Genomic DNA, 26113 nt, shown 5'->3' with positions numbered 1-26113 from the left:
CCATTGCCAACGCTATAGCGGCACAATTCAAACAATTGCTAATACTTTTCTAGTGCGGTTGATGGCCTTCAATTATACTAAAACTGGATAACTATCAGTAAGCTTAGCTTCCTCACCAGACAAACAGTGTCGACTCGTCAGATTGAAAAGAAAGACTAAAATATTATTCAACTTGCGGTATGAAAAAGTTAATAAATTCTATTCGTAAATTTCTTTAATGTGAGTGAAACGCAGTATTGACGCCAATCCATAACTAATACTGTTCAAGACTTGCTATTTTTTCATTGGACAACGAATGAGTGTGGTAAGTTTCTGAGTTTTAAAAATATGTTGAGTGAGAAAAAATCACAGCTGTATCTCCGTAGAAGCGTGTTGAATTTATACAGCCAGAAAAAGAAAAGGCCTGAACTACCTACTCAGGCCCGAGGGAGAATTACCAGCGACCGCGTACACCTAGTGTCAGACGACGCTCGTAGACGTTTTGTGAAATACGATTGTCCTTCCACTGTGCATAGTTGGATTCGTATTCCTCTGTCAGATTACTGCCCGACATGTAAACCGTCAGATAATCAGTCACATCATAGCTGGCCGAAACATCAATATAGGTAGTTGGCTCAGTCCAGATGGCAGTATCACCCATACCACCTGTGGTGGTGACCTGAGCCAAACGCTTGGAGCGATGGTTAGCAGCTAAACGGAACTGGAAGCCATCTTTTTCATACCACAGTACCGCATTAGACGATTCTTTAGAGTTATCTTCTAATGGTAATGCTTCACCATAGAAATCCACCCGGCCACTTTCACTGTCAGAATAGGTATAGTTGAATGCCGCACCGAACCCGCTCCAGAATCCAGGCAGGAAGTCAAATGCTTGCTGATAAGTGAATTCAGCACCATTCATCGTACCACCCTGGCCATTCGCCTGACCGGTTACACTCACTTCTCGACGCACCACACCATCCGCATCGGCCAGTGGCATTGTCCAGGTGCTGGTTTCAATGAAGGATTTCAGTTGGATGTTAAATATGCCAACGCTTACCAAAGCACTTGGAGAGAAGTACCACTCCAATGCCACATCGGTGTTGGTTGCACGCCAGGGTTCAAGCTCCGGGTTACCCTGCATGGTCGCGTTCGTCGCAATCAGCAGATCTGGCGAGATGCCTTCACGCGCAGCCAGATCATCACCTGCACGCGAGCGACTAACCTGTAATCCACCAGCAATTGCGCTTAGATCGAGGCGAGTCATGGTTTTGCCCCAGGCAGAGCGGAAGATCACATCGTCACTCAAGTTAACCGCCAAGTTTAAAGATGGCAGGAAGTCGCTGAATGACTTGCTGGTATTAATATCACCGGCATCTGCTGCCACAGAGCCCGGACAGTTTACACAAATTGAGTCTCCAATTACGTTTTGAAGTATGTCCAGATCCGTTTTAATGTACTGGAAACCCACGTTCGCGGTATAAAGATCACTGGAGAAATCCGCGCGCCAGTAAAGTGTTTGTGCCTCTTCTTCAACTTCATAGGTGCTCCCTGGTACGCCACCTTTCTTGTTACCCGGATAAAGTTGATTCTGAAATGCAAACGGATCATCCAACTGACGGGGATCAATGAAGAAATAGTTGCCACCATTCACTGGGCCAAAATCAGAAACCTGCTGGATCCAGCCATCGGGCAGTTTATCGAACGTGTACGGCGTGTCATAGCCCATGGTCAGGTCACCATCAGATGCACTTGGTACGCCACCGCTACCGTCAGTATCAAATGCCGCCAATCCCTGATCTTTCCACATCACATCTACGCTGCCTTCACCAACAGGGTTGCTGAATGGAGCCAGTAGCACATATTGCTCACGTGTGACATCCCGGTTACCCAAGCGAGCACCGAAACGCATTTTAGTCAATGAACCCAGATCATCGAACAAGTACTCACCATCCAGGCGAACAATATCCAGACTGGCATCTTCATTGAAATTGTTTTCAGAGTAAGTCGATACCACAGAGTAGCGATTCATATTAGAGCCAAATACTTCCCCCTGCAGCTCACTGGGTGGAACCAGTACCGGATGATCGCCCTGATAGTTCAGCCTGACAGGTACAGTACCCGGACCATAACCTCCCGGGTTTACGGCAATCGGGCCGTTGCCTTCATTACGACGCAGGTTATGCGCCAGACCACTGGTCATATAGCCTTGAGCAACGTTTTCAGTGTGCATGCGCTCTGCATCAGCAGTGATAACACGCATTTTACCAGAAAAGTTACCTTCACCTTTGTAAGTCAGCTCGAAATTGTAGTTGGTAGATTCACGCTCATTGGTATGACTTTCTGAATGCGCAACCACGCGTGGTGCATGCAGGGTAATGTCCTGGGCCGTATACAGATTGTATCCACCGTCTGTTTTACCCCTGTCGATGGCATCATGCTGCTCTTGCCAATCCCAGTGACCACCCCAGGCATTATCTGCCATCAAACCACGCTGACGGTCAGCATCATCCATTTTGGTATAAAAAACGTCTGCGCTCAGTTCAAAGTTGTTACTGAGCTGTGCCTGGAAACTCAAACTACCACCGGTGCGCTCACGCTCAGTAAATCTGTTAACCATGCCGTAACTCACATAAGTGAATTCGGCATCATCGGTATCCCCGTCACCATTAATGTCGCCTTCCGGGCAATACCAGCAACCGCCAGCCTCTTGAGGTGCATAGCCCCAACCGTGGTTAGTTGAGCCAAAGCGGTAGTTAGCCAGGTTCACTTCATCTCTGGTCAAAGTTGCCAGTACAGCAAAACTATCTGCATTGTAACCCGCAGCAATCATCGCCTTAGGGTCCGTTTCTTTTGAATAAGAGCCGCGTGATGCTTCAATTAATGCCGCACCACTAAAGCCTTGCTCCAAATCAAACGGCTTACGAGTTTTGAGATCAACCGTACCTGATATCCCTCCAGCGAGCGTATCTGCTGTCGGCGATTTCATGACATCCATTGCACCGACAAGGCTGGATGGAATATCCGTAAAGTCAGGCTGCACAGTGGTCAGCGAGCCTGCACTTAGAAACTGCTCACCATTAAGTAGCGTCGTAACCTGTGGCATGCCCCGAACATTAATTGTCGAGCCTTCACCTGCACTACGGCGGATCTGAATACCCGGAACCCGTTGTAGTGAATCAGCAATGGTAACATCGGGAAGCTTACCAATATCTTCTGCTGTGATAGAGTCGACTACTCCATCGGCAAAACGCTTTGTGTTCAGGCTTTTTTCTGTCGAAGCGCGGATCCCTCGAACTTCAATGACTTCAACAGATTCCTCTTGCTCAGCCTGAGCTGGCGTGACAAAAGCAGTGCTCGAAATCACTGCGGCGGTGACCGCAAATGAAATGCGAGACAATCTGAATGCTGCATTACAATGTTTCATCTCTTTCCTCTTATTCTATATTCTTAAGATGTACGTCTGACGAAATAATCACCAGGCACTTTCCCTATTTGAACAGGCTTGCAACTTATAAGTTTGCATTTTCAAACTCATATCGGTACAAATCTATCAGATAACAGCGCTGTCATTTTACTCTTTAGTACTAAGTGACGAACTAGGTACATGCATTATGCATTCTTTTCTTAACCATTGTTAAAAAATTGTACCTTTTTAAGTGTAATGCATAGAATAATATTACAAGATAAGTGAAATACATCACCATTTAGAAACCAAGGCTTGAATATAACTGGATAAAGCAAACAATGACGTAAAAATGCGTCTGTACAGCCACCAGCCGATTTATGTAAAGGAGCAAGGCCATGAAAGCAATGTGTGAAAAAGTCATTCCATCTCATAATTGTTCATGGCGATACTGCCTGTATCAACTAGAAGAAATCCCTTTTAACTGGCACTATCATCCTGAATATGAAATCTGCCTGACGATAAATAGTCAGGGGATGTGTCACATTGGCGATCACATTGCTTCATATGGCGATTATGACCTGGTGTTAATGGGCCCGGAACTGCCGCATACCTGGCAGTCCCGTGAAAATACAGATGGCAGTAAACACATTGTGCATGTCGCACAAATTCCAGCCCCCTGGTTACAACAACAATTGCAACAAAACCCAGAGCTTCAGGGTTTACATACCTTGTTAGACCATGCCAAATGTGGTTTAAGTTTTAACATTGACACAGCCAAAAAAAGTGAAAAGCTGTTTCGGAAAATGCAAATGCCACTCCACTGGAGCGCTATATCTTACTCTTTCAGCTTCTGGATTTGATGGCGGGCAGTGAATATCACACCCTTTCAACCATGGAATTCAGCTTCGCCAAACAGCTTGATCCAGCTAAAGATAAGTTTGACCATGTGATCAATTATATCTACGACAATTACACAGAACCTCTAAGTGCCGAGCTGCTGGCCAGGCAAGCTCATATGAGCACTAACCACTTTCATCGCTTCTTTAAAAAGCGTACGGAATGTACGGTTACTGAGTTTATTAACCAGCTAAGAATTGCCAAGGCCTGTAAACTGCTACTCAAAACCAAAGCCCCTATCACGGTTATCAGTGATCAGTGTGGGTTTAATAACTTGTCCAATTTTAACCGTCGCTTTTTGGCAATCAAGCAGTGCACACCCAGCCAGTTTCGCGCCAGAGTGCAGCAAAAAGCACTGATATAAAAACGGTTCAGGCTAAGGTAAGTTTGTGTTTCTATGATGGGCGCGAGCAAATAAAAATAACGAAGGATATACCTATGCCACTTCTCTCGTCTCTTTCACTTGCCCCTCTGGTAGTAGCGAGTGTCATTACTGCCGAGGCAACATTGCCAGCTTGTCAGGACGGACAGCCCTGTACAATGGCAGTTTTATAGCGAGCGCACCCAGCAATGGCAGTTTGTAAACAAAACACGTGCAACTGAGGCCTACACGCCATTTTCAACCTATAAGATCCCCAACACCCTGATCTTATTGGACACGGATACCATCAAGCCCGGCCAAGGCTACCAGATAGATCATACCAAATATCCAGCTAAGTCATGGTGGTTTGATGCCTGGCGCAAAGAATCGATCACGCCGGAAGACGCATTTAAATACTCTGCTTTACCCTTATATCAAACCTGGACAAACCTGCTTAGCAAACCTCTGATGCAACGGTATTTGAATGACTTCAATTATGGTAACCGTGATATCAGTGGCCCACACGATAAGTTCTGGCTGAACAGCAGTATAAAGCTCAGCGCAGTCGAGCAGGTAGAATTTTTACGTCGATTGCAATCGCGAGCTTTCAAACTAAAACCCACTACCTATGAAGCACTTAATAAGATTTTCTTGCAGGAACAAACCACAGACACAAAACTTTTTGCCAAAACTGGGACCGGCCCCGTCGCAAAGGGCAAATATCTGGGTTGGTATGTTGGCATGGTTGAAAACGCTCAGGGGCGTCATTACTTTGCTTTCAATATAGACGCCAAGACTTTTAAGGAAATGGTCGCAACGCGAGTCGAAATCGCTAAAGCAACGCTACATGAGATGAACATATTATGAGCTCGCCGTGGCGTATGTTAAGAACACACACCACGGCACTTCGTCATCGGAACAGCTAGGCCACTTTACGTAGTAATCCCTGGGTATTTTGTCGCATCGTATGTGCCACCATAAAATACCCTATCAGTGCCACAAAAGATGCGCCGGACAGCGGCCCCAAAAGCCACACGTAAGGATGCAGGCGACCCTCAACATCAAACAGTTGCTGCTGAATGATCAATAAAGTGATGTCGCTCACCAGCGCTGCCACAAAACCTGCTAGTGCTCCCAATAGTAAGAACTCATAAAGCGTTGCAAGTTTAATCAGTCTTCCTCGGGCCCCCAGGGTACGAAGAATCACCACCTCCTGCATACGCTCCGCAAGACTGGCTTGTACCTGAGAGATAAGGACCAGCGCACCGCTGATCAATACAATAGATAACACAAACCCAATTGCCAGCGATACCTGAGCTATCATGGACTGCACCTGAGCTATGTTATTTTTGATGTCAATCATGCTCACGGTGGGGTACTGCAATAACATCCGGCTGATCGGACGCACATGGTTTTCTTCTAACTTGGCCGCGGTGAAATAGGTCACCGGTAGTCGTTCAGCCATTGCTGAGTTAAATATCATCACGAAGTTTGGCTTAAGTGTTCCCCAATCAACGCTTCGAATACTGGTTACCTTCGCTTCGAATGTCTGGGTGTTCACCAGGAAAGTTAGCGTGTCTCCTAACTCAATGCCGACCCGCTCTGCTGTCCCTTCAAATACAGACACCTGCAATTCATCGGTTTGCTCAAACCACTGACCTTCCAGTATTTCGTTACCATCTGGCAGCGTATCCGTCCAGGTCAGGTTGAGCTCACGACCAACGCCACTGCGTGCATCGTCTTGCTCCTGCTCGCCTTCTTGCTTGGATACCCGACGTGCAAACGCCTCTCCATTTAAAGCATTGACTCGGCCCCGAAAGACCGGATAAAACGCTTCATGGTGGATATTCTGCTCAGTAAAGAACTGCTTAAACTGCTCAACATCGCGCTCACCAATATTGATCATAAAGGCATTGGGCGCATCCTCAGGTACCTGCATCTGCCAATCCGAGATCATGTCGTTTTTCAGCACGAACAGGAACAGCATCAGTTTGATAGCCAAAGCAAAGCTGATCAATTGCACCGCATTTGCATTAGCACGCTTTTGCAAGGTCGCAATGGCCAGAGACCAGCTGTTACCGGGGCTCAGACCAAGTTTGCGGCCCGCGCTGAAAAACAATCGAGACAGACCAAATAACACGGCCATTAAGGTTGCAGTGCCAGCAAACAACAACAGAGTGGTTTTTATATCACCACTGAATAGCCACATCAGCATAAATATGGTGCCGACCGACACAGCCATATGTATACGGCTTACGGCCAGTTTGTCACCCAGACTTCTTCTGAGTACTCGCAAAGGAGGAATGTCGAACAGGTCCAACAGCGGTTTGAGAGAAAACATCAGCGCGCACACCACCCCGATGGCAATCGACAAAAGCCACGGACGAGGTCCGGCAGGCGGTAACTCGTTAGCAACAAAGCGTGTCAGATAGTCAACGGCAACCTCCTGTAAACCATAGCCAATTGCCAATCCAATGAACAGAGAGCTTAACGTTACCAGCGACAAGTGCATCAAAAATATCCGTTTTATCGTGTCACGGCTGCCTCCTAAGGTTTTCATCATAGCAACCGGATCATACTGGCGTTCACAGTAGCGTTTGGCAGATACAGCCATTGCCACCGCAGCCAGCATAATGCCAAATAAACCCGCCAGCAGTAAAAAACGCTCCGAGCGTTCCAGATTTTCACCCAAAGGTGATTGCCGGTCTTTGATGCCCTGCCAGTTCTGATTTTCTCTTAATTGGGGTTTAAGCCAGGCATAATAATCTTTCAGGATCTGCTCATCGCCTGCGAACAATAAACGATAAAAAACATCACTGCCGGGCTGCACGGCTTGCGTGGTTGGTATATCAGCAATATTTAGCAACACACGTTTATTACCAGCTAACGAGAAAAAGGCAGAATCAGGCTCCTGTACCAACACTTTCGAGACAGTAAACATGCCCGCACCAATTTCTACCTGATCACCTACCTCCAGGCCAAGCGTGTAAAACAAACCTTCACTGAGCCAGGCTTCTCCTTTAGCGGGCGCCGCAGCAATATCGTATTGCTCCCCTTCCAACGTATCTTTAAGTGTGATCTTACCGCGCAGCGGGTGGCTATTGCTCACAGCTTTAATCGACCCAAGCACTAACTCATCATCCACAAATAGCATGGAGTCAAAAATATATTTTGTGCTGTTTCAAGCCCAAAGTCTTGCGCGACTTTGAGGTAGCGCTCGTCTAACTCATGGTTACTGGCCAAGCGACGGTCTGCTGCAATGAAGTCGGCAGATTTCTGTTCAATATTGAGCCGGATCCGCTCTGTGACTGAGCTTAAGCTGAAGACGGTCAGCACCGCCAAAGCAATAGCGGCGAAAATGATGGTCAGTTCACCACGGCGCAACTCGCGAAAAAATAATCTTAGCGCCAGTTTAGCCCACATGTGCTGCTACTCCCTCGCCATCACGGATCTTTGCCAGCTGACCGCCCTCAATATGAATAATGCGGTCACACTGTTTTGCCAGATCTTCATCGTGTGTTACCAGAATTAAGGTTGTGCCGTGCTGCTTGTTTAAATCAAACAACAGGCTTTCGATTAGCTGGCCATTTTTTGAGTCCAAATTTGCAGATGGCTCATCGGCAAAAAGAATTTTTGGTGTTCCGATAAAGGCGCGCGCAATGGCGACTCGTTGTTGCTCTCCCCCCGACAATTGCGAAGGGTAGTGACCAACCCGATGTGCCAGTCCGACTTTTTCCAACAACGCCTGAGCCTGCTCTTTGGCATTTTTTTCGCCTGCCAGTTCAGCAGGTAGCATCACGTTTTCCAGTGCAGTCAGGCTTTGCACTAGCATAAATGACTGAAATACAAAGCCAACCTTTTCAGCCCTCAGACGTGCGCGTTGCTCTTCATTAAGTTGGTGAAGCGCTTCACCATCGAGGTAGACTTCTCCCTTACTGGCAATATCCAAACCAGCCAGCAAACTGAGTAACGTTGATTTCCCCGAGCCTGATGTGCCAACCACTGCCACTGACTCCCCTGACTTGACAGAAAAATTGATATCGCTAAGGATAGTGAGGTCACCTTCAAAGGTACTGACGGTTTTACCCAACTCCTTAACCTGAATAATATTTAACTGAGAAAGCACTGACATGATGCGATTTTTCCTACAACTGGTGGTATTGATCTTCGGCACACTTTTCATATCAAAAGCGAACGCCAACGATACCAAAATTATGATCATTGGTGATAGCTTAAGCGCCGGTTATGGTCTCAAACAAGCACCGTCCTGGGTTAATTTGTTACAAAATAAATACGAGACGGAGCAAAAAGCGATCACTCTGGTCAATACCAGTGTCTCAGGACAAACCACAGATAATGCGCTACTGACAATCGATAAACAACTTGAAAGCCATCAGCCCAGCCACGTACTCATCGAGCTGGGTGCAAACGATGGTCTGCGCGGGTTTCCACCTAAACTGATCCGCAAACATTTACGCGAGCTGGTCGATAAAAGTCAGGCAAGTGGTGCTAAAGTCGCTTTAATGCAAATCCATATCCCACCCAACTATGGTAAGCGCTACAGCACACTGTTTGCAGACAGCTACCCTCAGGTAGCAGAACAAACTGGCGCCTATTTAATGGACTACTTTATGCTGCCCATTGCTGCAGATCGCAGTTTGATGCAAAACGATAACCTGCACCCCAACGAAAAAGCTCAACCTCTCATTCGGGATTTCATGTATGAGCGTATCACGCAATGGCTTGCAATCACTGCACCCTAAGCATCTTACCCACCTTCAAAAGAAATTAACTTGATCTACGCATTGCCACGAAAGTAGATCAAGCTCTCCCCTTCGCCACTGCCCTTAACAGAATTATCAAATCAATAAGATTACAAAAATAAGAAATTTTTTATTCGACTGTTCGCAACCCACAAATAGCGACTTCTTGCGCTGTAGAAACAAAAACAATGACATGGGAAGACACTTTCCATCAAATTATTGCAGACTTGAAAATAAACCCAAAAGAAACACAAACTGAACATAAAATAAACATTTGCAACAATTTATTTAATTTATATACTATCCAACATTGACATTAGAGTTTTCCAACTAATCAAGGTCATATAAGGCCATATATTGACACTCATTAAGGACAAACTGCATGAAACATTTGGGGTACTTATTTGGTTTAGGTGTTGCTGCGCTGCCCATTTCCAGTGCACTCGCTGACGTCAAGTCTCAATCACTGCACAACAAACAATTTATGTGGGATGACCTGAAACAGGTTGTTTCAGAAAGTCATTCTCAGCCATTTACAGCGTCGACACTCGAGACAGGCAAGCTAACCACAGAAAAAAAAGCGCAAAGTATTCACTATAAGTTAACAAAAAAAGTTGGGACTCCTACAGTCTACGAACACTATCGTGCTTATGTCGGAAACTATCCGGTGTTATCAAGTAACCTGGTGATTGTTCGCAACAACAATGGTGAGATCCGCCAGGCGATGGGCAATTTAATCTCTGGAATTGCACCTCAGGGGCAGGCTCAGTTTCATGGTATAGCACAGACTCAACTCAGCCAGCACCTTGAAGCACTGCCCGAGTTAACTGATGTTGCCAAATATAGTTACGAAAAAGCTTTTTTTATCAAGGGCGATACCCTGCTCCCAGTCATCGAGGTATTGGCGACATTTAAGGATAGAAAAGAAAGAATATTGCTCAATGGTGACGATCTCACGGTCGTTTCTAAGTCCTATAATATGTCATTTGCTTTTTCTCAGGAATCACTGAAAGACGCGGGGTATGTTGCCGGTGGAGGTATAGGTGGCAACGACAAGCTAGGCGCAATATGTTACTCCCCAGCCCCGACAGTATGCAAAACTGTACCAGCTACCAGTTTGATGAAATAGCCCCAAAGGTGCAGAGCTCAGATTTGAAGACCTGAGCCAGAACGCTATTTTTTCTGAATTTAATGGCTACCCATTCATCGTCAAAAAAGAAAACAACAACTGTATTTTAGATAACCCATATGTGGTGACTTACGATGCAGCAGTCTCCGAAACGACACCGGTATCTTATGTCTGTCAGACGAATAACGAAAACTTTGTCAAACGCGAGATTGACCAGACATTTGACGCCTACTATAGCTACAGCCCGGCAAACGAAGCACACTTTAACGCCGGCCTGGTTATGCAATACTTCCATACACAATTAAAGGCGTTGTACCCGCAACAAAGTATTGACTGCGACAGCAACGGCTATTGTATTAAACCACTGTCCCAGAAAGTAAACAGAAACACTATTTTTGGCACTAACTCCGCTTCGTGGGATGGTGAGTTTGTTAACTATGGCTCGGGCAACGGCGGATATGAGTATTTTGCTCTGACTGGGATGAGCATTGCTGCACATGAAATTACCCATGCCATTACCGAGTGGAATTCTGGGCTGAGCAGAGAAGGCGTCGACAGTGCAATAAACGAAGGGCTATCCGATATCTCTGCGATTGCAATACTCGACTATTATCAACATACCGCATCGGGCGCTTACACACAGTCTCAGGCATTTGCCGACCAATTTACTGACCAAGCAGGGTTGTACACTAAGAATCGTAAGTGGTGGTATGGCTGGGATGTGTTCCCACAGGATAAAGCAGCACGTTTCTTTGAATTACCTTCCTGGGATGGTCGAAGCATAGATCACGTTAAAGATTTTACCACTGCTAAAACAGGCCATGATAATGGTGGTGTTTTAAGAAAAGCGTTTTACGAGCTTGTCAAAACACAGGGCTGGACCATCCAACAAGCCTATCGCTTATTTTTGCGCGCCAACACGTCTGGCTGCGTATTCTCTGGCATGTCTTTAAATGAATTTGGCTTCTGTCTGGTTGATCAAACCGCCCATATTCAAGTCGGCAACAAATCTCTGAACCAAATCAAGGCAGATGTATCACACAGCCTGGCTGGTGTCGGTATTTCTACTGGTATTGGACTGTCTACTTTGGACGCCGATGCATGGCTTAACTACAATCAGGCCAGCTATGATTTGAGTCGTATCACTCCAGATACCATTCGCAGCATCGACGTGAACTGGGGTGACGGCCAAAGTGAAAGCTGGCAACGTGACAGTGGCACACCCATCTACCCCTACTTGCAACGCACTAAACAGGTTGTTGAAGACACCCTGATCCGATTCTCTGTCAACGTAACCACCGAGGATCAAAATGGGAACCAGGCAACTCAGTCGGCTTACAACCATTTTTATAGCCGCCCTGCAGCATTGCGCTGTGAGCCGTTTATGAACAATGCTGTGTTACACACCAGTACTCTGTCTATTAATAACTTTACTTTGTCGGGACTCAACGCCGGATACAGAGCAAAACTAGATACGCCCTGGCCTGTCGCAAAACCGAGAGAGCACACTCTGAGCTTTGCTCAGGACCTCAGTGGAAAACGTGTTTCCGTGTACTTTGATAGCAACAGAAATGGACTGATGGAATCGAATGAAGCTGTGTTGTCAAGTCAAACCATCTCCGGGAGTAGCGTGAAGTTCACGCTTGATCAACAGACTAATCGTGGTCTTGGGCTGCTGCGCGTCGCCATTACTAACAATGAGTTTGACTATTCTCTGCTAGATGCATGTGGTGTTGCAGACAACGCTCAGGTTGTGGATGTAATGATGGATGTGGACTCAGACAACCTACCGCTGATCTCTGATTTTGAGGTGCAGTACCTGGATGGCAACCGGGTTAAATTCACTAACACTTCTCAGGTCAATGATGCTAAAAACCCACAATTCTATTGGCAATTCGGTTTTGATAATCGTACCAGCACTGCACGAGATCCCGGCATAATTGATTATCCAACCGACGGTGGTCAGTTTGATGTATCATTACAAATACAGTACGCCGACCAAAGTGAGACAGATACCAAACAAACCCGCATCTCACTGGATCCTGTAAACGCATGTCCAGCCAAGATCAGTAATGGCGCCAATGCCGATGTCATCTATATCGACGACATGAAGCTATTCAATTATTCAACATTACTTGCCAATGTCCCATCCGCAGCAGGGTTCAATCGTGAAGGGTACAGCCTGAACACTCTAAGCGGCACCGATATTAAGAGAAGAACCTATATCAGTGTTGAAATCATGACCAATCTGATGCCTCGCTCTACTGCCGAAAACTTGCTACAAAATGGTAATCGTGATGTGCGCTTCACCATTTGGCTGGATGCAAATGGTAAAGATGGTTTCGAGTCTTCTGAATCCGGGTTAGACAACGATCCAAACTACAACTACTGGATAGACAATAGCCAGTGCACCACAGTTTCCGGTTCAGAATATTGCCGGATCAGCGCCACAAAATCATTGACACTGCCCAATGTCAGCAGCTGGGATTGGTCGAAATGGTTTGTATTGCGCTCTAAATTAGAAGAGCGTCCGGCCAATGACTATAAGTCAGATGCTTGTAACAGATTTAATTACGGTGAAATTGAAGATCTCAAAATCAGAGTCACCCGATATTAACTAAAACCGCTCGCAGTAATGTAGGCAAAGGCAACTTTGCCTACGAGCTACCTCATAAAACCACTCAAAAAGGAAACTTTATGAAACTTGTTAGCCTAGCAGTCATCGCTGCTTTGGGAGGGGCTTCTCTTGCTACTGTCGCGAGTCCTTTGTCCGAAAATAGCACCGCTTTACCTAAGTCTACTTTAAAATTTCAGGCATTGAGCAGTGCAGAAAAAGTACAACAACGACTGAGTAAGCATGGCCTTAATAAGAGTAACCGTCCACATCTGTTCAATTTATTGGACAAACGCGAACAGGCCAAAAAATTTGGGCTCAAAACTGCTCAGACAGAGCAACTTAGCAGTCTGAACAATAGCATTAGCTCAAATTGTAACGCTGATAAAGTATGTTCTTTTTTCAAACACATGGGTTTGAGAGCTGTTAAAGACGCGTCAGGCACTGAATATGTGATGATCTCTGCTATCAATAGTGAAGTTGCATCAACGACCTACACTTTTATCGACATTGCACTGATAGACGAAAATGGCCAGGACATCACCATACCTCGTTTTGCTGAGTACTATGGAGAAGGGATTTCTAAAAAGCGTATGGACATAGCTTCGCTTGGCAAACTCAGCGATATCATGCCAAGACTGCTTGCTGCAGAGCAAATTTTCGCTGACGCCTGGGTGACCGTGGTGTATATCGATGAAAATGGCAACGAAGTTGCTGAAGACAAAAACACCATCGTTGAATATTCTAAAGAAACTCTGCTGGCAGAATTGGGCTATCAGAACGCGCTTTCAGCCAGCCAAGACCTAAAGCAGGCCACTGCGTCAACTCAGGCGTGGACTGAAGCACTGCCCTCGTCATCTATGCCGACCATCCAGCAAGGTGCGATTCTGGAAAGCGCTGTCACTAACCCGGTTGATAAAAAAGAGATCAATGCTGATCCGACACTGGACCGTATCAAAATCTGTCTGAACCGTATGTACAATGACTGTGATTACGACGCGGTCTACCCTAGTGGTACACCAAATGACCAATTAAAAGTGCTTGTACCGTTTTCCGGCTATCGTGATGTCATGGGTAAAGTAACCAAAATCTATCGCCCGGACTGGAGCACCAAAGATGTCACTTATGACGCCAATGGTAACCCAAGCTATGCGATCAAACCTGCGGGCACCCAACCTATGGGTCTATACCATGGCACCGAAATTTTCATTCAGACTAAAGAAGGCGGTGGTGCATCCAAGTTAGGGGGTTATCAGGGCTCAGAGCACCTTTTCTCTGATCACATTTCACTGAAATATTTGAAAAAGCAAGTCGGTGACAACATCTACGACTACACTCGCATCTCATGGAATATCCCACGCTCAAAAGGGGTATTTGGTGACGCAACCCTTTATGGCCGCTACGCAGATGCGCACTGGATCATGAACTTATCGATTGAAGTTGAGCAGAAATGCGTGGCAGAAAACGTCTGCGTAATTTCACCTACGTTGTGGGCAGCACAGACATGCCTGAAGAGCAAACCTGGACAGACATTGAGCATCCACCTATGCAGATGGTGTATAGCTGTCTCGCAAAAGGCTCGATGATCATGCTGGCCAATGGTAAGCAACTACCTATCGAGCAGTTACAGGTTGGCGACTTAGTACTTGGCGCAAGTCAGTTTGCTCCAAACTCACACATGCCACTTGAAATCAAAGACGTATCAATCGGTGTTGAAGCCTTGCCTATGATCAAGATCACCACAGATTCAGGTAAAGAGCTGCTACTTACTGAGTCGCACCCGGTTGTCACTCAATCGGGTGTCTCGGCTTGGGCCAATAAAGTTCAGCAAGGTGACCGTATTCACACCACCAATGGCCTGGAGCTGGTCACAAAGATTGAGCAAGTGAAATATGAGGACAATGTTTACAACCTCAAACTAGCTCGTACCTCTGAGGATCCAAAGCACATTACCGGTGAAACTTTCTCAATGTTTGCAAATGGCCTGCAGGTGGGCGATCTGGCAATGCAAAGTGACAATGAATTTGAGGATGAAGTGGAAACAACACAAGACGTCCTGAATCGAATTCCTGAAGCTTGGCATAAAGATTACCTAAACAGCATTCAATAAGCAGGAAACAAACCAGTGAGGCCTCTAAAGGGGGCCTCTTCACGGAGTGAACACAATGAATAAAAATCAATTCATTTGCCTTGCGCTGGCACTAACGACATCCCAGGCCCTCGCGCAGGCAACCAAAACGCCAGAGAAACTCAGCGAATTAGCCCCGCTTTCCGCAGAGGCAAAAAGCATAGATTTAGTGCCGCTTGGTACAGCACATCAAAGCAAAGGCGATGTCTTACTGGGCATTCAGTCTGTGCAAGGCATGGCCGTTGAGCATCTGGGCAATACCAGCATCGACTTTCGTGTTGGCGTTGATCTGAGATATGAACAGGCGCTGAAACTCATCGACGGTAAAGTCGATGCCGGCTTCAAGTTCCCGGCTGTGCGCGTTGATGCGGGCGCAAACTATGCAAAAGATATCAGTGCCGACCGTTACACAGGTACCTATACCGTGTATTCGTCGGTCAAACCTAAGTCTCGTATCTTAATGCCAAGTTCAGACCAAGGGTATCAACCAACTCAGGCAGCCACAGAGCTGGCGCAAGCTTATCCTGGTAACAAAGCAGCAAACCTTGGTGATGGCTTTGTACAGGGTTTTGCCTATGGCTCCAACGTTGTGATTAACATGAAAATTGATTATCGCAATGAGGAAGACAAACGCCAGATTGGTGGCTACCTCAGTGTCGACTGGATAGGTAAGGTCAAAGTTGATGGCCAGCTACAAAAAATTGACGAAGAGAAAAGACAGTCAGTTAAAATTTCCATCAGCGGCTATCAAAGTGGCGGCGATCCAAACCGACTGCTGAACATCATCCCCAATGGCATTATGCGTTGTACGCTGCTAAACCCGGAGCCTTGCTTCAACCTGTTCGAAGCTGCTGTAAACTATTTGAAATCGGATTACATCAACCAGTTTAATTCACTGGATGATTACAACATCACTGATAGCTATGTCGCAAAATACCTGGATTCGGGCGCAGGCTTGCAACTGTTAATCCCTGACGCGGGCTACACCCCAGTCAACTACCTGACCAAGCTCGTTATTAAAGAGCTGACTTCACGCTGGATTGAAGAGCGACTCACTTACCGCAGAGCGAAAAACCTACAGCGCTACTATGCCGCACAATTTAGCGCAGAGCAGCTGAACCAACTACAGGAGATCGAAACATCCAGTCGCGCCAATGCCAACTTGTTTGCAGATATGGTCGACTACTGTGAACGCAATCCTGAAGGAAATTACTGCCTCGACTATGAGTCAGGTAACTTAGCTTACTATCGCGACTACAGCGCTATCAGCGACGTATTAAAGTAAGGATACCATTATGAAAAAGTTTTCTATAAGCACATCGATTGTGTCTGCCGCCCTGGCTTTACCCCTGTTGGGTGCTACAGCACAGGCACAAGATCTCAGCGATGCCCAACTACAAGCCGCCCGTTATAGCGAGCTGGGTGACATGCTAACAGTGACAGAAGCTCAGGGCAGATTCGCCTGGATGCAAAAATGCTACGACGGTTTACTCGTAGAACTATGGGAGCAGATGTTCGATACCCGTGACATTGTCAGCAAAGAAGAAAAGCTACGCCAGCTCAAAGAGCTATGGCTGTCGGCAGATAAAATTGCTGCGGGCAAAGCACAATATGTGACCTTTGCTAATGAAGATTTCAGCAACCCTTATGATTGGGTTGCAGGCACCAGTGACAATCAGGCATGTACACTTATGCCGCCAGAGTATCAGCCTGTGGCATTGAAAACCACGGTGCTGTCACATAATTACTGCGACAATGCCAGCTTTGACAACGAGTGGGAATGGATCTCCAAAGTCACCATTGAAGACTTCGAACATCAATCGGGTACCAAAGCACACACTATGGTATCGGGTAAAGTGGTTACCTTGCCCGCAAACCGAAGCGTCAAGGTGTCTATCACACCGGGTAATCTGGAGCCTGATTTTCCTTCGTATGTCGTTGCTCGAGTATGGGTTGACTGGGATCACAATGGCCAGCTAGACAACAGTGAAATGGTCTACAAATCTGCATCAGATGGGGTGTTCAAGTTTACCATGGACATTCCGGCGGATGTACCCGAAGGCACGACATTGATGCGCATTGCAACCGATGCGGGTGGTGGCTCTGACAACGCTTGCTCCCGTGTTCAATATGGTGAAGTCGAAGACTACCTTGTAACGGTTCGTTAAGGAAAGATGATATGAAACCTATTTATTTATCTGTTTTTGCATTGGCAATGACAGGACAAAGCCTTGCTGCACAAGAAAAAGAGGCGAACATTTCGAGCGCCAACTTGTCTGGCTCTGTGATCTCAGGCCTGATCAACGATCATGTTGCCATGGGTACAGCGTATGACAGCCAAAAGAAACGCTTTCTCAATGTACAGCCTGTTGCGGGTGTGATTGATGAGACCTTCGGTAATACCGAGCTCAAGTTCAAAACCGGCATTGATATGAGCTACGATGATATGCTCAATACCCTGAACGGTAGTGTAGATGTCGACGTCAATTTCCCGGTAGTACGAGTATCGGCCGGTGCTTCATTGGCTAAAGAAATGGCTTCCAGCACTTACTCTAGTTCATACACATTTAGTGCCTCAAGCACACCTAAAAAGCGCCTGTTCTTACCTAAAGATCAAAATCAGGGCTATACCCTGTCTCAAGTAGGTAGTGATGTGGCCAACAACCATCAGACCAAACTGCAAACTCTGGTTGGTGATGAGTTTGTAACGGGTATTGAATACGGCGCAAATGTTCTGGTAAACCTTAAGATCGATTACGGTAGTAACAAGGACAAATCAGATATTGGTGGTTATCTGGATGTGGATTTATATGGGGGTGTATTCAACGTAGGCGGCCAACTTAGGTATCTGAAGGATGAAACCAAATCTTCAGTGAAGATCACGGTACGTGCGATTCAGCAAGGGGGCGATCCAAAGCAGCTGTTAACCATCATACCCAACAACATCATCACGTGTTCACTGGACAACCCAGAGCCATGCTTTGATATGTTCTATGAAGCCGTCAAGTATGCTAAGTCTGGTTTCAACTCGCAGCTCAACTCATTGAGTGACTATAACGTGGTGCGTTATTACACCACGCGTTATGAGAACTCTTCACTGGCGTTGCGTGCGTTAGTGCCAGAGTATCAGGTAGTCAGAAATGCGACAAAATGGCTGATCAGTGAACTTGAAGATGATTTCAAGCAGGCAATTTTGGACGAACAACGTGCCGATAAGCTGCTCAATAGCTACTATGCCTATTTACCAGCATCTCAGCGTCTTGCCGTGGAGCAGATCAAAGATCTGGCTTATGACAATGCCTGGTTCTTCTTCAATGCCGCACAGTTTTGCCGCGACAACCCGTTTGGTTACGCGTGTGAAAACAAGGTGCAGGAAATGAAGAGCGCCTGTGTACAACGCGGTAAAAACTGCCCAGCCACCTACAATGTGACTGACTTGCAACTGCCAAGCAACGATCAGCAAGATTGGAAGCAATGTGAGTTGGCAAGACAAGAGGCCGTGCGTGCCGGTATCGTCACTGAAGAGCAAAGCGCCCGTTTCAGAAATATGCGCTGGGCTCCGACTTTCATCGACGTCACAGCTCCGGCCCGTGGGATCCTGAACTGGCGTTTATGTGAAGGCGCTCTGACCACATACGGTACGGCGTTTGCGCAATAACCTGCCATAATTAATCGCAATGTGCCGGAGCACATTGCGATTTCTTTTCAGGGAGCGGATATGAAAAAGTTTTTACCTTTACTGACTCTGGCGTGCTCTTTTGCCGCACATAGCCAGGTCTATTACAGTGAAAAAGTCGGTGCTAATGACCTTGGCCGGGCTTTTGACCCAAACATGCATCAGCTGAGTGATACTTGCTTACAAGGCACATCAGTGCTGCATAATGAACTCAGCGGCAGTCTGGATTATTTCCAACGCGTTGACGAGACCTTGATAAAACGTCGTACGTTCGGCGAGGTACATGGTGGTGTTAATCTGTTCATTATTGCCGGTAGTGTGTCAACCTCAATGACACATCGCAATGCCACCGATCAACGCACACTTACATCGCAACTTCATCTCAAGTTTGATGAAGGCTACAGCACCTTAGAAGATCGTCAGGTAAAAGCCGGTGTGGATCTCAAAAACTGCGGTAGCCACTTTGTCTATCAGGTCAACTATGGCCGCGATCTGTTCGTCAACACGCGGCTACACTTTAGGACCGAAGAAGATTATAAACGTTTCGTAATTAAAATTAAGATACGTTTGCTGTTTTTCAAAAAGACCATCACTAAGGTCAAAGAAATCGAAAAGTATGCAGAAAATGCCGTGTTCAGCGTCGATGTGAACTCAAATGGACCATTACCAGCTAAACTGCAGCAGCAACTCAGCGAGCAACCGACCTATTGCCGTGGGGGTAACATTACACCCTGCCTGCAAACTTTGGAAAAACTCGTGGCATATAGTTTCGACCCCAATGGACTCATGTTGGATTTGGCCGACTTAGACAAAGTGCCTCGTAGCTTTGTTGTAAAAAGTTTTCAGGATTCAGGCCACTATGGTGCCGCCGACTGGGCGTCTGTGATGAGTAATACCCTGTATGAAGCAACCTGGCGTTGGGCAGAACATCAGTATGGTGAGGCTGTCAGACACTTGGAGCGCACCAAAGCCTTCTTAGCGGTGGCCAGTGAGGCCGAAAAACCGGCACTGGAAGCCCAGTTTGAGGCCGCCCAGATAGCGCTCAGCGATGCTCAAACGCTACGCCAAACTTGCCTGGCATCTCCCTGGTTAAGTCAGTGTGGGCCATAGATAAGCATGTAATTTTCTCACTCAAGTGGCTAGTCTTTTTAGCCACTTAAGAGAGCTACTCACATCGAAATGAATAAAATTCATCTTCTACTTTAGTCCAATCCGATTGCACTCAAATTTGATTTATGTCAACGTCTGCTCAACAAACACAGAATAATTACATAACATCAACAGAGTAGTAGAAGTGATGACAACGACTATTAAACTTTCGCCAGTTGCACTGGCACTCTTTGCGTGCTCCGCTGCGATGGCTGAACAAGCCGACAAACAAAACATAGAGACCATCTCGGTACTGGGTTCTAAGGTATCCAACCGGACGGCCACGGAGTCAACCTCTCCCATAGACATACTGGACACGGATCAACTAAACAAAGGCGGCTTTACTGAATTAGGTCAGAGCCTGCAATCCATAGCACCATCATTTAACTTTAGCCGGACTCAGGTTTCGGATGGCTCTGACTTGTTCCGACCGGCAACATTACGTGGCCTTCAGCCGGATCAAACTCTGGTTCTGGTCAATGGTAAACGCCGCCATACTCAGGCCATCTTTGGATTATCTGGAACGGTTGGAGCTGGTGCCGCGGGCACAGATATGAACTCCATCCCTATGATGGCACTGAAAAATGTCGAGATACTCAGAGACGGCGCCGCAGCGCGTTATGGCTCTGATGCCATAGCGGGTGTTATCAACCTTTCTTTGAACGACAGCACCGGTGTCACGACAGGTTTTGTACAGGCTGGCTCGACTGGCGAAGGCGATGGGGATACCTATTCTCTGGGCCTGAACCGAGGGTTTGATTTGGGCAGCCAGGGCGGCTTTATCAATGTCTCCTTAGAATATCGCGATGCCGATGGTACCAACCGGGCCGAGCGTGATACAGGTGGCTCCTCAACCACCGCCCCCGGCACTTTATCCGATGATGTACGCTGGAAGCAGGGCAATTCTGACAGTGAGTTTATCTCAGTGTTCTACAACGCAGCGCTGCCTGTGGGTGATAAAGAATTATATTCATTTGCCGGCTTTTCAAACCGCACAGCCTTAGGCAATGGCTTTTACCGCGACTTTAATCGTGCAGAGCGCAACGTACCCCAGGTGTATCCGGATGGTTTTCTACCGAGGATCGATAACGAAGCTGAAGATCTGTCCTTCGCAATTGGCCTGAAAGGCGATATCAACCCAGACTGGGCATTCGATGTATCCAGTGTGTACGGAGAAAACCAGTACGATTATTCGTCATCCAACACAATCAACTCGTCTTATGCTGCTGAATACCTGGCAAGTAACCCCAACGCATCGGCCCAAGACATTGCCAACAATGCTGGTCCCAGAGGCGGTTATTCAGGTGGCTTCAGATTCGACCAGTGGACCACCAACCTGGATATCAGCGGCATTATTGACATTGATGGTGGCGAACCGGTTTACCTGTCTGTAGGTGCCGAATACCGTAAGGAAAATTATGAGATTGTTCCGGGTGAGGTAGCGTCTTATGCATGTGGCGTATCGAATTCTGACCGTTCTTTCCCATCTGTGATTGATGCTGAAATTTTTGCCGATTGCGGCTTTCAGGCTTATCAGGGGCTCAGACCGGATGCAGCCAATAAAGCCGATCGCTCCAGCCATGCCATATACATTGAAGCAGAAACCCTGCTCAATGAAGACTGGCTGGTTAGCGCAGCACTGCGCTATGAAGATGTGTCTGACTCAAACGATGACACCATCTGGAAACTGGCTACCCGCTATGAACTGACGGAAGATCTCGCGCTGCGTGCCGCAGCTTCAACGGGCTTCAGAGCTCCGTCATTGCAACAATCGGGCTATACCGCCTTTACCACAACACTGGGTGGAGATGGCGCACTGGCTACCTCTTATACCGCAACTGCGGGTTCTCCCTTCCCAGCTGCGCTTGGCGTAGATGGTCTGAAACTGGAATCCTCTGACAACTACAACTTAGGTCTGGCCTGGGATGTTAGCAACGATTTGTCTGTCACTTTGGATTTCTATCAGATCAAGATTTACGACCGCATTAATCTTGGCAGCTTCATTGGCGTCAACAGTGATGAGCTGGACGCTTTCCCGGCAGCTAACGCCGCATTAACGGCCACCGGGGCTGTACAGGGTAACTTTTTCTCAAACTCGCTTGATTCGACAACCCAAGGGTTTGATTTAATCGCTTCCTATTCACTGGCTCTGGCAGCTGGTGAGTTGGACATCACCTTTGCAGCAAATAAAAATAAGACCGAGATTGACAAAGTAAATGCGCCTCAGGGCATTCCTGACAACATTGTGCTTGATGCACAAAGACGCTCATTCCTTACTCATGGTCAGCCAAGAGAACGCGCCACGCTAACCTTTGACTACCAGCAGGACGACTGGAATGCGCTACTGCGCTTTAATTACTTTGGTAAAACTGAAGTCAGCTACTTTGCTGGTGGGCACATTGTGCTGCCAGATTTCTTGTCGCCAACCAACAGCTGGCAACAAACCAGTGTCGTTGAGTCAGCCGTTCTGGTTGACATCAACGCGGGTTATCAGCTGACCGACAGCATTGCACTGTCTGCCGGCATTGATAACCTGTTCGATGAAACGCCAGATGAGCTAGGCGAGGATGAAGTACTTAACTTCATTACCAATGGCGCGATGCGCTATCCATTGCGTGCGTTGCCCTATGGCTTTGACGGTATGACTTACTATGCCAAAGTGAGCTTTAGCTTTTAAACATGAAAAGGGGTGGTAATTACCACCCCTTCCTCTTCAGAACAGGTATGCAAAGGCGTTATTTGCAAAAATAGTTCAAACAGGCTGAATAATTCTGCATTTACCCTTACTTATCTTCACTGAGACGGACTTATCATCCACCAATATTAGATGAGACCCTCTGGCTCATTTGTGTATCTTCTGCAAACTCGCTCATACCCGGGCGCTTGTAAAACACTGTTCGGGTGTAGTTTGAAATAGCCCAGATCACCCCTTCTCTGTCAACATCAATATTGTAAAAAGCGCCAAACTTAACCAGCTCGCCATCGTTCAGTGTATATACACTCTGCGGGCCATCATTGCTGCCATACACGCTGGCAACCAGATAAACCTGACCACTACCCACCGCAATGTCTTTAAGTGTGCATAACTTTTGGCAGGCAACTGATTGCTGCTCCCAGCTTACCCCATTAAACTTATATAACTTGTCACTTTCGGTGATCGCCCAAATTGCCCCACCCAGTGCAACATCAATTTTAGTAATGACTTCGTTATTGATTCGGTAGTTACCCTCGAAATTTTCCGTTGCGTCATTAAATTTCTTTAAAGTGCCATCCCCGTTGACACAGTAAACATGATCTACCGTGAATGAACTGACATCCGTTGCTCCCCAGCAGCCGGTCACAGGCTGCCAGTTATTATCTTTATACCTGAATGCATTACCGCTTTCTGACACACTGAATGTCGCGCCTTCATAGTATGCATAGCCAGGATCATTGGGTGAAGTACCAAAGTGGTAATGAAAGTACCCACCGGAAGCCGCAACCGCTTTTTGCCCATATGGGAGGGCGATTTGCTGCCAGGCACCAAATGAATCGTCTTTTTGCACATAAGGTATACCTTGATGGTCAATGGCAACCCGCACAGGTGAATTGGTATGTCCTTCTGCCAACACACCTGCCGACGACAAAACAGTGGAAGCGATGATTAAAGCTTGTGCTATGTGTTTTATTTTCATTTCCTTACTCCTATAGATTCAAGCTGACACAGGTACAAATGAAACCAAAAGGTAGCAATATGTTTGCACCCACAATCTAGCCAGTATTATTTTCACAACATTTCTAACAAGCTGTGACGTTTAAAACCTTGATTTCAATCAAGAGTAAGAAGCAGTTCCCAAAATTAATACTTATATCAAGATAAGAGATCAGTCTGAGAATAAAGTATCTCGAATCAATACTATGTCATGGGGTTATGATCAGTGGCAGCCAGCCGGTGGTTGAGGCAAATTACATTAATCATAGATATAATAAAAATGAATAATATATTCCTCAAAGCTTACCTGTAAGTCACATTAATATCTCACATGAGAGTAAATTTTTTCACTCAGTAAGAGAATGCTTAGTTGCTGATCGTTGAAAACAGACATCAAAATCGTTGCAGACAAATAAACAGTGTCATCAGGCATTACCTGAAATAAATAAAAAAGCAATAAATACATAATCATAGCCATTTTCACCTGACGCAACAAAGCACTTTTATTGCTTACTCAATAGCGCTGAAACTCACTTTTCACACAGACTTTTTGACTAATACTTATTCATTATCAGCAATTATAATTCGTTATATCATAACAAAAACATTACAAAAAAAGAGTTTTGCAACCTAATTGACACATTTGTTAACTTTAATTATATTCACTTTCCTCCCAGCCAACCGAAGAATAAAAAAATGAATAAGCTAACATTTTCACTTATTTTAATAGGTATATTTATATCATATTGGTTTTTTTCCGGATCTAACCCGGAAATTGCACAAACCCCAAGCGTGCAAAAAGATGCGTTAATAGTGAATAAAAACGTAGTTAAGGCTGAACCCCTTGTTGTTTCAAGTTCACCCAAGCAACAAATAGAAATTGCTCCAAATACAACAAAAGAAATAACACAGGACGTGGAACGATTACCGCAAGATATTGGAGAAATAGCATCAATCTCTGATGACGCCCAAGCAGTATTAATAGAAGCGGGCGTGCTGGTAAAAGATATAAGTGAAGAAGCCTATGTCGAATTCAACCTGGCAGCCATGCAGCAACTGGATGTTGGGGATACCTTTGATTTAACCATTCCACAGACCACCGAAATGCATCGTGCGGAAGTCACTCAGGTAGATGTATTTCCAAATGGTGACAAAAGTGTTTTTGCAAAGGTAACCGGCTCGGATAACCGCTTTCATAATTCAGTGATGACCGTAGGAAATGATGCCATTTACGGACAATTCACAGTCCCTTCTGGCAATTATGTTTTTGAATCCCATGGCAAACATGGCTGGATAGCCGCAAAACGCGACCTATATAAGAATCATGTGGAGCACACGCCTCAAGAGCGTGCGCCTGCTGAAGGGGCTAAAGATCTCTTTTCCCCGCCTATCAACACTCAAACAACAAGTAAGAAGTAAGGAAAATCAATATGAAAAAAGCAATCTTAGCGACGGCACTCACCTTAGCCTCAGGTTTAACTCAGGCGAATACAATCGACATTGCTATCCTGTATAGTGATGAAGCAGCAGCCAATACGTCGAATATCCAAACGAAAATTAACCAGCTGATCTCATTTTCTAATCAGGTTTATAGCCAAAATGAAATTAACTTAAGACTTAACCTGGTTGCTTCAGCTTCTATCGGTAGTGCGCAGGTAACAGCTGACGAAAACTGGTTAAACGCACTGACGGACAGCGCATCCATCGCACAATATCGTGATGCCAATAATGCTGACATGGTTGCATTATTGGGTGTTGGTTCATCTGCAGGCAGCAATCTCATTAGCTGTGGTATTGCCTGGGTTGGCCAGGGTAGCAATGGTAACTTGTACTCATCTCAGGTCAATAAGATGTACTCCATTACTGCTGTAGACTGTGGTGCAACCACCTTTGTGCATGAGTTAGGCCACAACCAGGGTTTAACACACGCTCGCAGACAGGGTGACACATCAGGTGGTGTATATAAAGATGGTATGGGACATGGTGTATATAATGTCTTCACCAGCATCATGGCATACCCACATGTCTTTGGTAGTGCGACACAGTATGACTACTTCTCAAACCCTAACTGGACAGCAAACGGCTATCCTTTTGGTGTTGAAGGCGAGTCATACGCCTGGAAAACTGTGAATGCAACCAAAGACGACATTGCTAACATGAAATAGCAAATAGCCTGCGTTATTATCAGACAAATGAAATGAGAGCGCTCGACGAGCGCTCTTTTTGTTCCACTAATTAAAAAGTCAGGCAAAGCTAGCAAATTAAAATCAGTGATCAACAGAACTCCTATCTGTACATGATGGGGTCTATCAGCATG

At 46.1% G+C, this 26113-nt stretch carries 16 protein-coding genes and 2 pseudogenes; 14 read left to right on the top strand and 4 right to left on the bottom strand.

The genetic code is table 11. From position 1 onward, the window contains the following. Nucleotides 1-433 precede the first annotated feature (433 nt). A complete protein-coding gene (locus tag ELR70_RS03720; protein WP_054013604.1) occupies nucleotides 434-3406 on the bottom strand; it encodes a TonB-dependent receptor in 2973 nt (990 codons plus the stop codon). 377 nt (nucleotides 3407-3783) lie between these two features. Here ELR70_RS03720 and ELR70_RS03715 point away from each other — a divergent pair. Beyond that, nucleotides 3784-4649: pseudogene (locus ELR70_RS03715) on the top strand (AraC family transcriptional regulator). Between the two features lie 120 nt (nucleotides 4650-4769). After that, nucleotides 4770-5513, top strand: a complete 744-nt coding sequence (locus ELR70_RS03710; protein WP_128064473.1) for a class D beta-lactamase — start codon at nucleotides 4770-4772, stop codon at nucleotides 5511-5513. A gap of 55 nt (nucleotides 5514-5568) precedes the next feature. Here the strand turns inward: ELR70_RS03710 and ELR70_RS03705 are convergent. Continuing rightward, nucleotides 5569-8069, bottom strand: a pseudogene (locus ELR70_RS03705) (FtsX-like permease family protein). Then, nucleotides 8059-8778 (bottom strand): ABC transporter ATP-binding protein, encoded by a 720-nt coding sequence (locus ELR70_RS03700; protein WP_054013608.1) that lies wholly within the window; start codon nucleotides 8776-8778, stop codon nucleotides 8059-8061. Before ELR70_RS03700 ends, ELR70_RS03705 begins: the two are co-directional and overlap by 11 nt. Between ELR70_RS03700 and ELR70_RS03695 the strand changes: the two genes are divergently transcribed. From ELR70_RS03695 to ELR70_RS03655, 10 genes are all read left to right on the top strand, one after another. After that, nucleotides 8777-9409: an arylesterase gene (locus ELR70_RS03695; RefSeq protein ID WP_054013609.1), complete on the top strand. Its 633-nt coding sequence runs from the start codon at nucleotides 8777-8779 to the stop codon at nucleotides 9407-9409. The two genes, ELR70_RS03700 and ELR70_RS03695, sit on opposite strands and share 2 nt — an antisense overlap. Before the next feature lie 382 nt (nucleotides 9410-9791). Beyond that, entirely contained in the window at nucleotides 9792-10538 is a 747-nt protein-coding gene (locus ELR70_RS03690; RefSeq protein ID WP_128064472.1) for a hypothetical protein, read from the top strand. 31 nt (nucleotides 10539-10569) lie between these two features. Beyond that, entirely contained in the window at nucleotides 10570-13155 is a 2586-nt protein-coding gene (locus ELR70_RS03685; protein ID WP_347232123.1) for a M4 family metallopeptidase, read from the top strand. Between the two features lie 80 nt (nucleotides 13156-13235). Further along, entirely contained in the window at nucleotides 13236-14738 is a 1503-nt protein-coding gene (locus tag ELR70_RS03680) for a hypothetical protein (protein ID WP_241566272.1), read from the top strand. Further along, on the top strand, nucleotides 14657-15262 hold the full coding sequence (locus ELR70_RS25270) for a Hint domain-containing protein (RefSeq protein ID WP_241566271.1): 606 nt from the start codon (nucleotides 14657-14659) through the stop codon (nucleotides 15260-15262). Before ELR70_RS03680 ends, ELR70_RS25270 begins: the two co-directional genes overlap by 82 nt. Before the next feature lie 55 nt (nucleotides 15263-15317). Beyond that, nucleotides 15318-16565 (top strand): hypothetical protein, encoded by a 1248-nt coding sequence (locus ELR70_RS03675; protein WP_054013612.1) that lies wholly within the window; start codon nucleotides 15318-15320, stop codon nucleotides 16563-16565. Nucleotides 16566-16575: 10 nt separating this feature from the next. After that, nucleotides 16576-17448 carry a GEVED domain-containing protein gene (locus tag ELR70_RS03670; protein ID WP_054013613.1) on the top strand — a complete coding sequence of 291 codons (873 nt, stop codon included), beginning with the start codon at nucleotides 16576-16578 and terminating at the stop codon, nucleotides 17446-17448. 11 nt (nucleotides 17449-17459) lie between these two features. Beyond that, nucleotides 17460-18938, top strand: coding sequence for a hypothetical protein (locus ELR70_RS03665; protein WP_054013614.1), 1479 nt, complete (start codon nucleotides 17460-17462; stop codon nucleotides 18936-18938). A gap of 60 nt (nucleotides 18939-18998) precedes the next feature. Continuing rightward, on the top strand, nucleotides 18999-20066 hold the full coding sequence (locus ELR70_RS03660; protein ID WP_054013615.1) for a hypothetical protein: 1068 nt from the start codon (nucleotides 18999-19001) through the stop codon (nucleotides 20064-20066). 187 nt (nucleotides 20067-20253) lie between these two features. Beyond that, entirely contained in the window at nucleotides 20254-22782 is a 2529-nt protein-coding gene (locus ELR70_RS03655) for a TonB-dependent receptor (RefSeq protein ID WP_054013616.1), read from the top strand. Nucleotides 22783-22915: 133 nt separating this feature from the next. Here the strand turns inward: ELR70_RS03655 and ELR70_RS03650 are convergent, their stop codons facing one another. Next, nucleotides 22916-23779: a hypothetical protein gene (locus ELR70_RS03650; RefSeq protein WP_054013617.1), complete on the bottom strand. Its 864-nt coding sequence runs from the start codon at nucleotides 23777-23779 to the stop codon at nucleotides 22916-22918. A gap of 713 nt (nucleotides 23780-24492) precedes the next feature. Here ELR70_RS03650 and ELR70_RS03645 point away from each other — a divergent pair. Both ELR70_RS03645 and ELR70_RS03640 read left to right on the top strand, forming a co-directional pair. Then, nucleotides 24493-25215: a hypothetical protein gene (locus tag ELR70_RS03645; protein ID WP_054013618.1), complete on the top strand. Its 723-nt coding sequence runs from the start codon at nucleotides 24493-24495 to the stop codon at nucleotides 25213-25215. Nucleotides 25216-25226: 11 nt separating this feature from the next. Continuing rightward, nucleotides 25227-25961 (top strand): zinc-dependent metalloprotease family protein, encoded by a 735-nt coding sequence (locus ELR70_RS03640; RefSeq protein ID WP_054013619.1) that lies wholly within the window; start codon nucleotides 25227-25229, stop codon nucleotides 25959-25961. Nucleotides 25962-26113 lie beyond the last annotated feature (152 nt).

Source organism: Pseudoalteromonas sp. R3, assembly GCF_004014715.1.
Taxonomy (GTDB): domain Bacteria; phylum Pseudomonadota; class Gammaproteobacteria; order Enterobacterales; family Alteromonadaceae; genus Pseudoalteromonas.
Note: the sequence above shows the minus strand (reverse complement) of the source record. Positions and strands in the feature narration are given on the sequence as shown.

Coding starts and splice junctions, on each gene's coding strand:
- ELR70_RS03640 (WP_054013619.1), top strand. CDS start 25,227: ATGAAAAAAGCAATCTTAGCGACGGCACTCACCTTAGCCTCAGGTTTA.
- ELR70_RS03655 (WP_054013616.1), top strand. CDS start 20,254: ATGACAACGACTATTAAACTTTCGCCAGTTGCACTGGCACTCTTTGCG.
- ELR70_RS25270 (WP_241566271.1), top strand. CDS start 14,657: ATGCCTGAAGAGCAAACCTGGACAGACATTGAGCATCCACCTATGCAG.
- ELR70_RS03665 (WP_054013614.1), top strand. CDS start 17,460: ATGAAACCTATTTATTTATCTGTTTTTGCATTGGCAATGACAGGACAA.
- ELR70_RS03660 (WP_054013615.1), top strand. CDS start 18,999: ATGAAAAAGTTTTTACCTTTACTGACTCTGGCGTGCTCTTTTGCCGCA.
- ELR70_RS03680 (WP_241566272.1), top strand. CDS start 13,236: ATGAAACTTGTTAGCCTAGCAGTCATCGCTGCTTTGGGAGGGGCTTCT.
- ELR70_RS03675 (WP_054013612.1), top strand. CDS start 15,318: ATGAATAAAAATCAATTCATTTGCCTTGCGCTGGCACTAACGACATCC.
- ELR70_RS03650 (WP_054013617.1), bottom strand. CDS start 23,779: ATGAAAATAAAACACATAGCACAAGCTTTAATCATCGCTTCCACTGTT.
- ELR70_RS03700 (WP_054013608.1), bottom strand. CDS start 8,778: ATGTCAGTGCTTTCTCAGTTAAATATTATTCAGGTTAAGGAGTTGGGT.
- ELR70_RS03720 (WP_054013604.1), bottom strand. CDS start 3,406: ATGAAACATTGTAATGCAGCATTCAGATTGTCTCGCATTTCATTTGCG.
- ELR70_RS03670 (WP_054013613.1), top strand. CDS start 16,576: ATGAAAAAGTTTTCTATAAGCACATCGATTGTGTCTGCCGCCCTGGCT.
- ELR70_RS03645 (WP_054013618.1), top strand. CDS start 24,493: ATGAATAAGCTAACATTTTCACTTATTTTAATAGGTATATTTATATCA.
- ELR70_RS03695 (WP_054013609.1), top strand. CDS start 8,777: ATGATGCGATTTTTCCTACAACTGGTGGTATTGATCTTCGGCACACTT.
- ELR70_RS03690 (WP_128064472.1), top strand. CDS start 9,792: ATGAAACATTTGGGGTACTTATTTGGTTTAGGTGTTGCTGCGCTGCCC.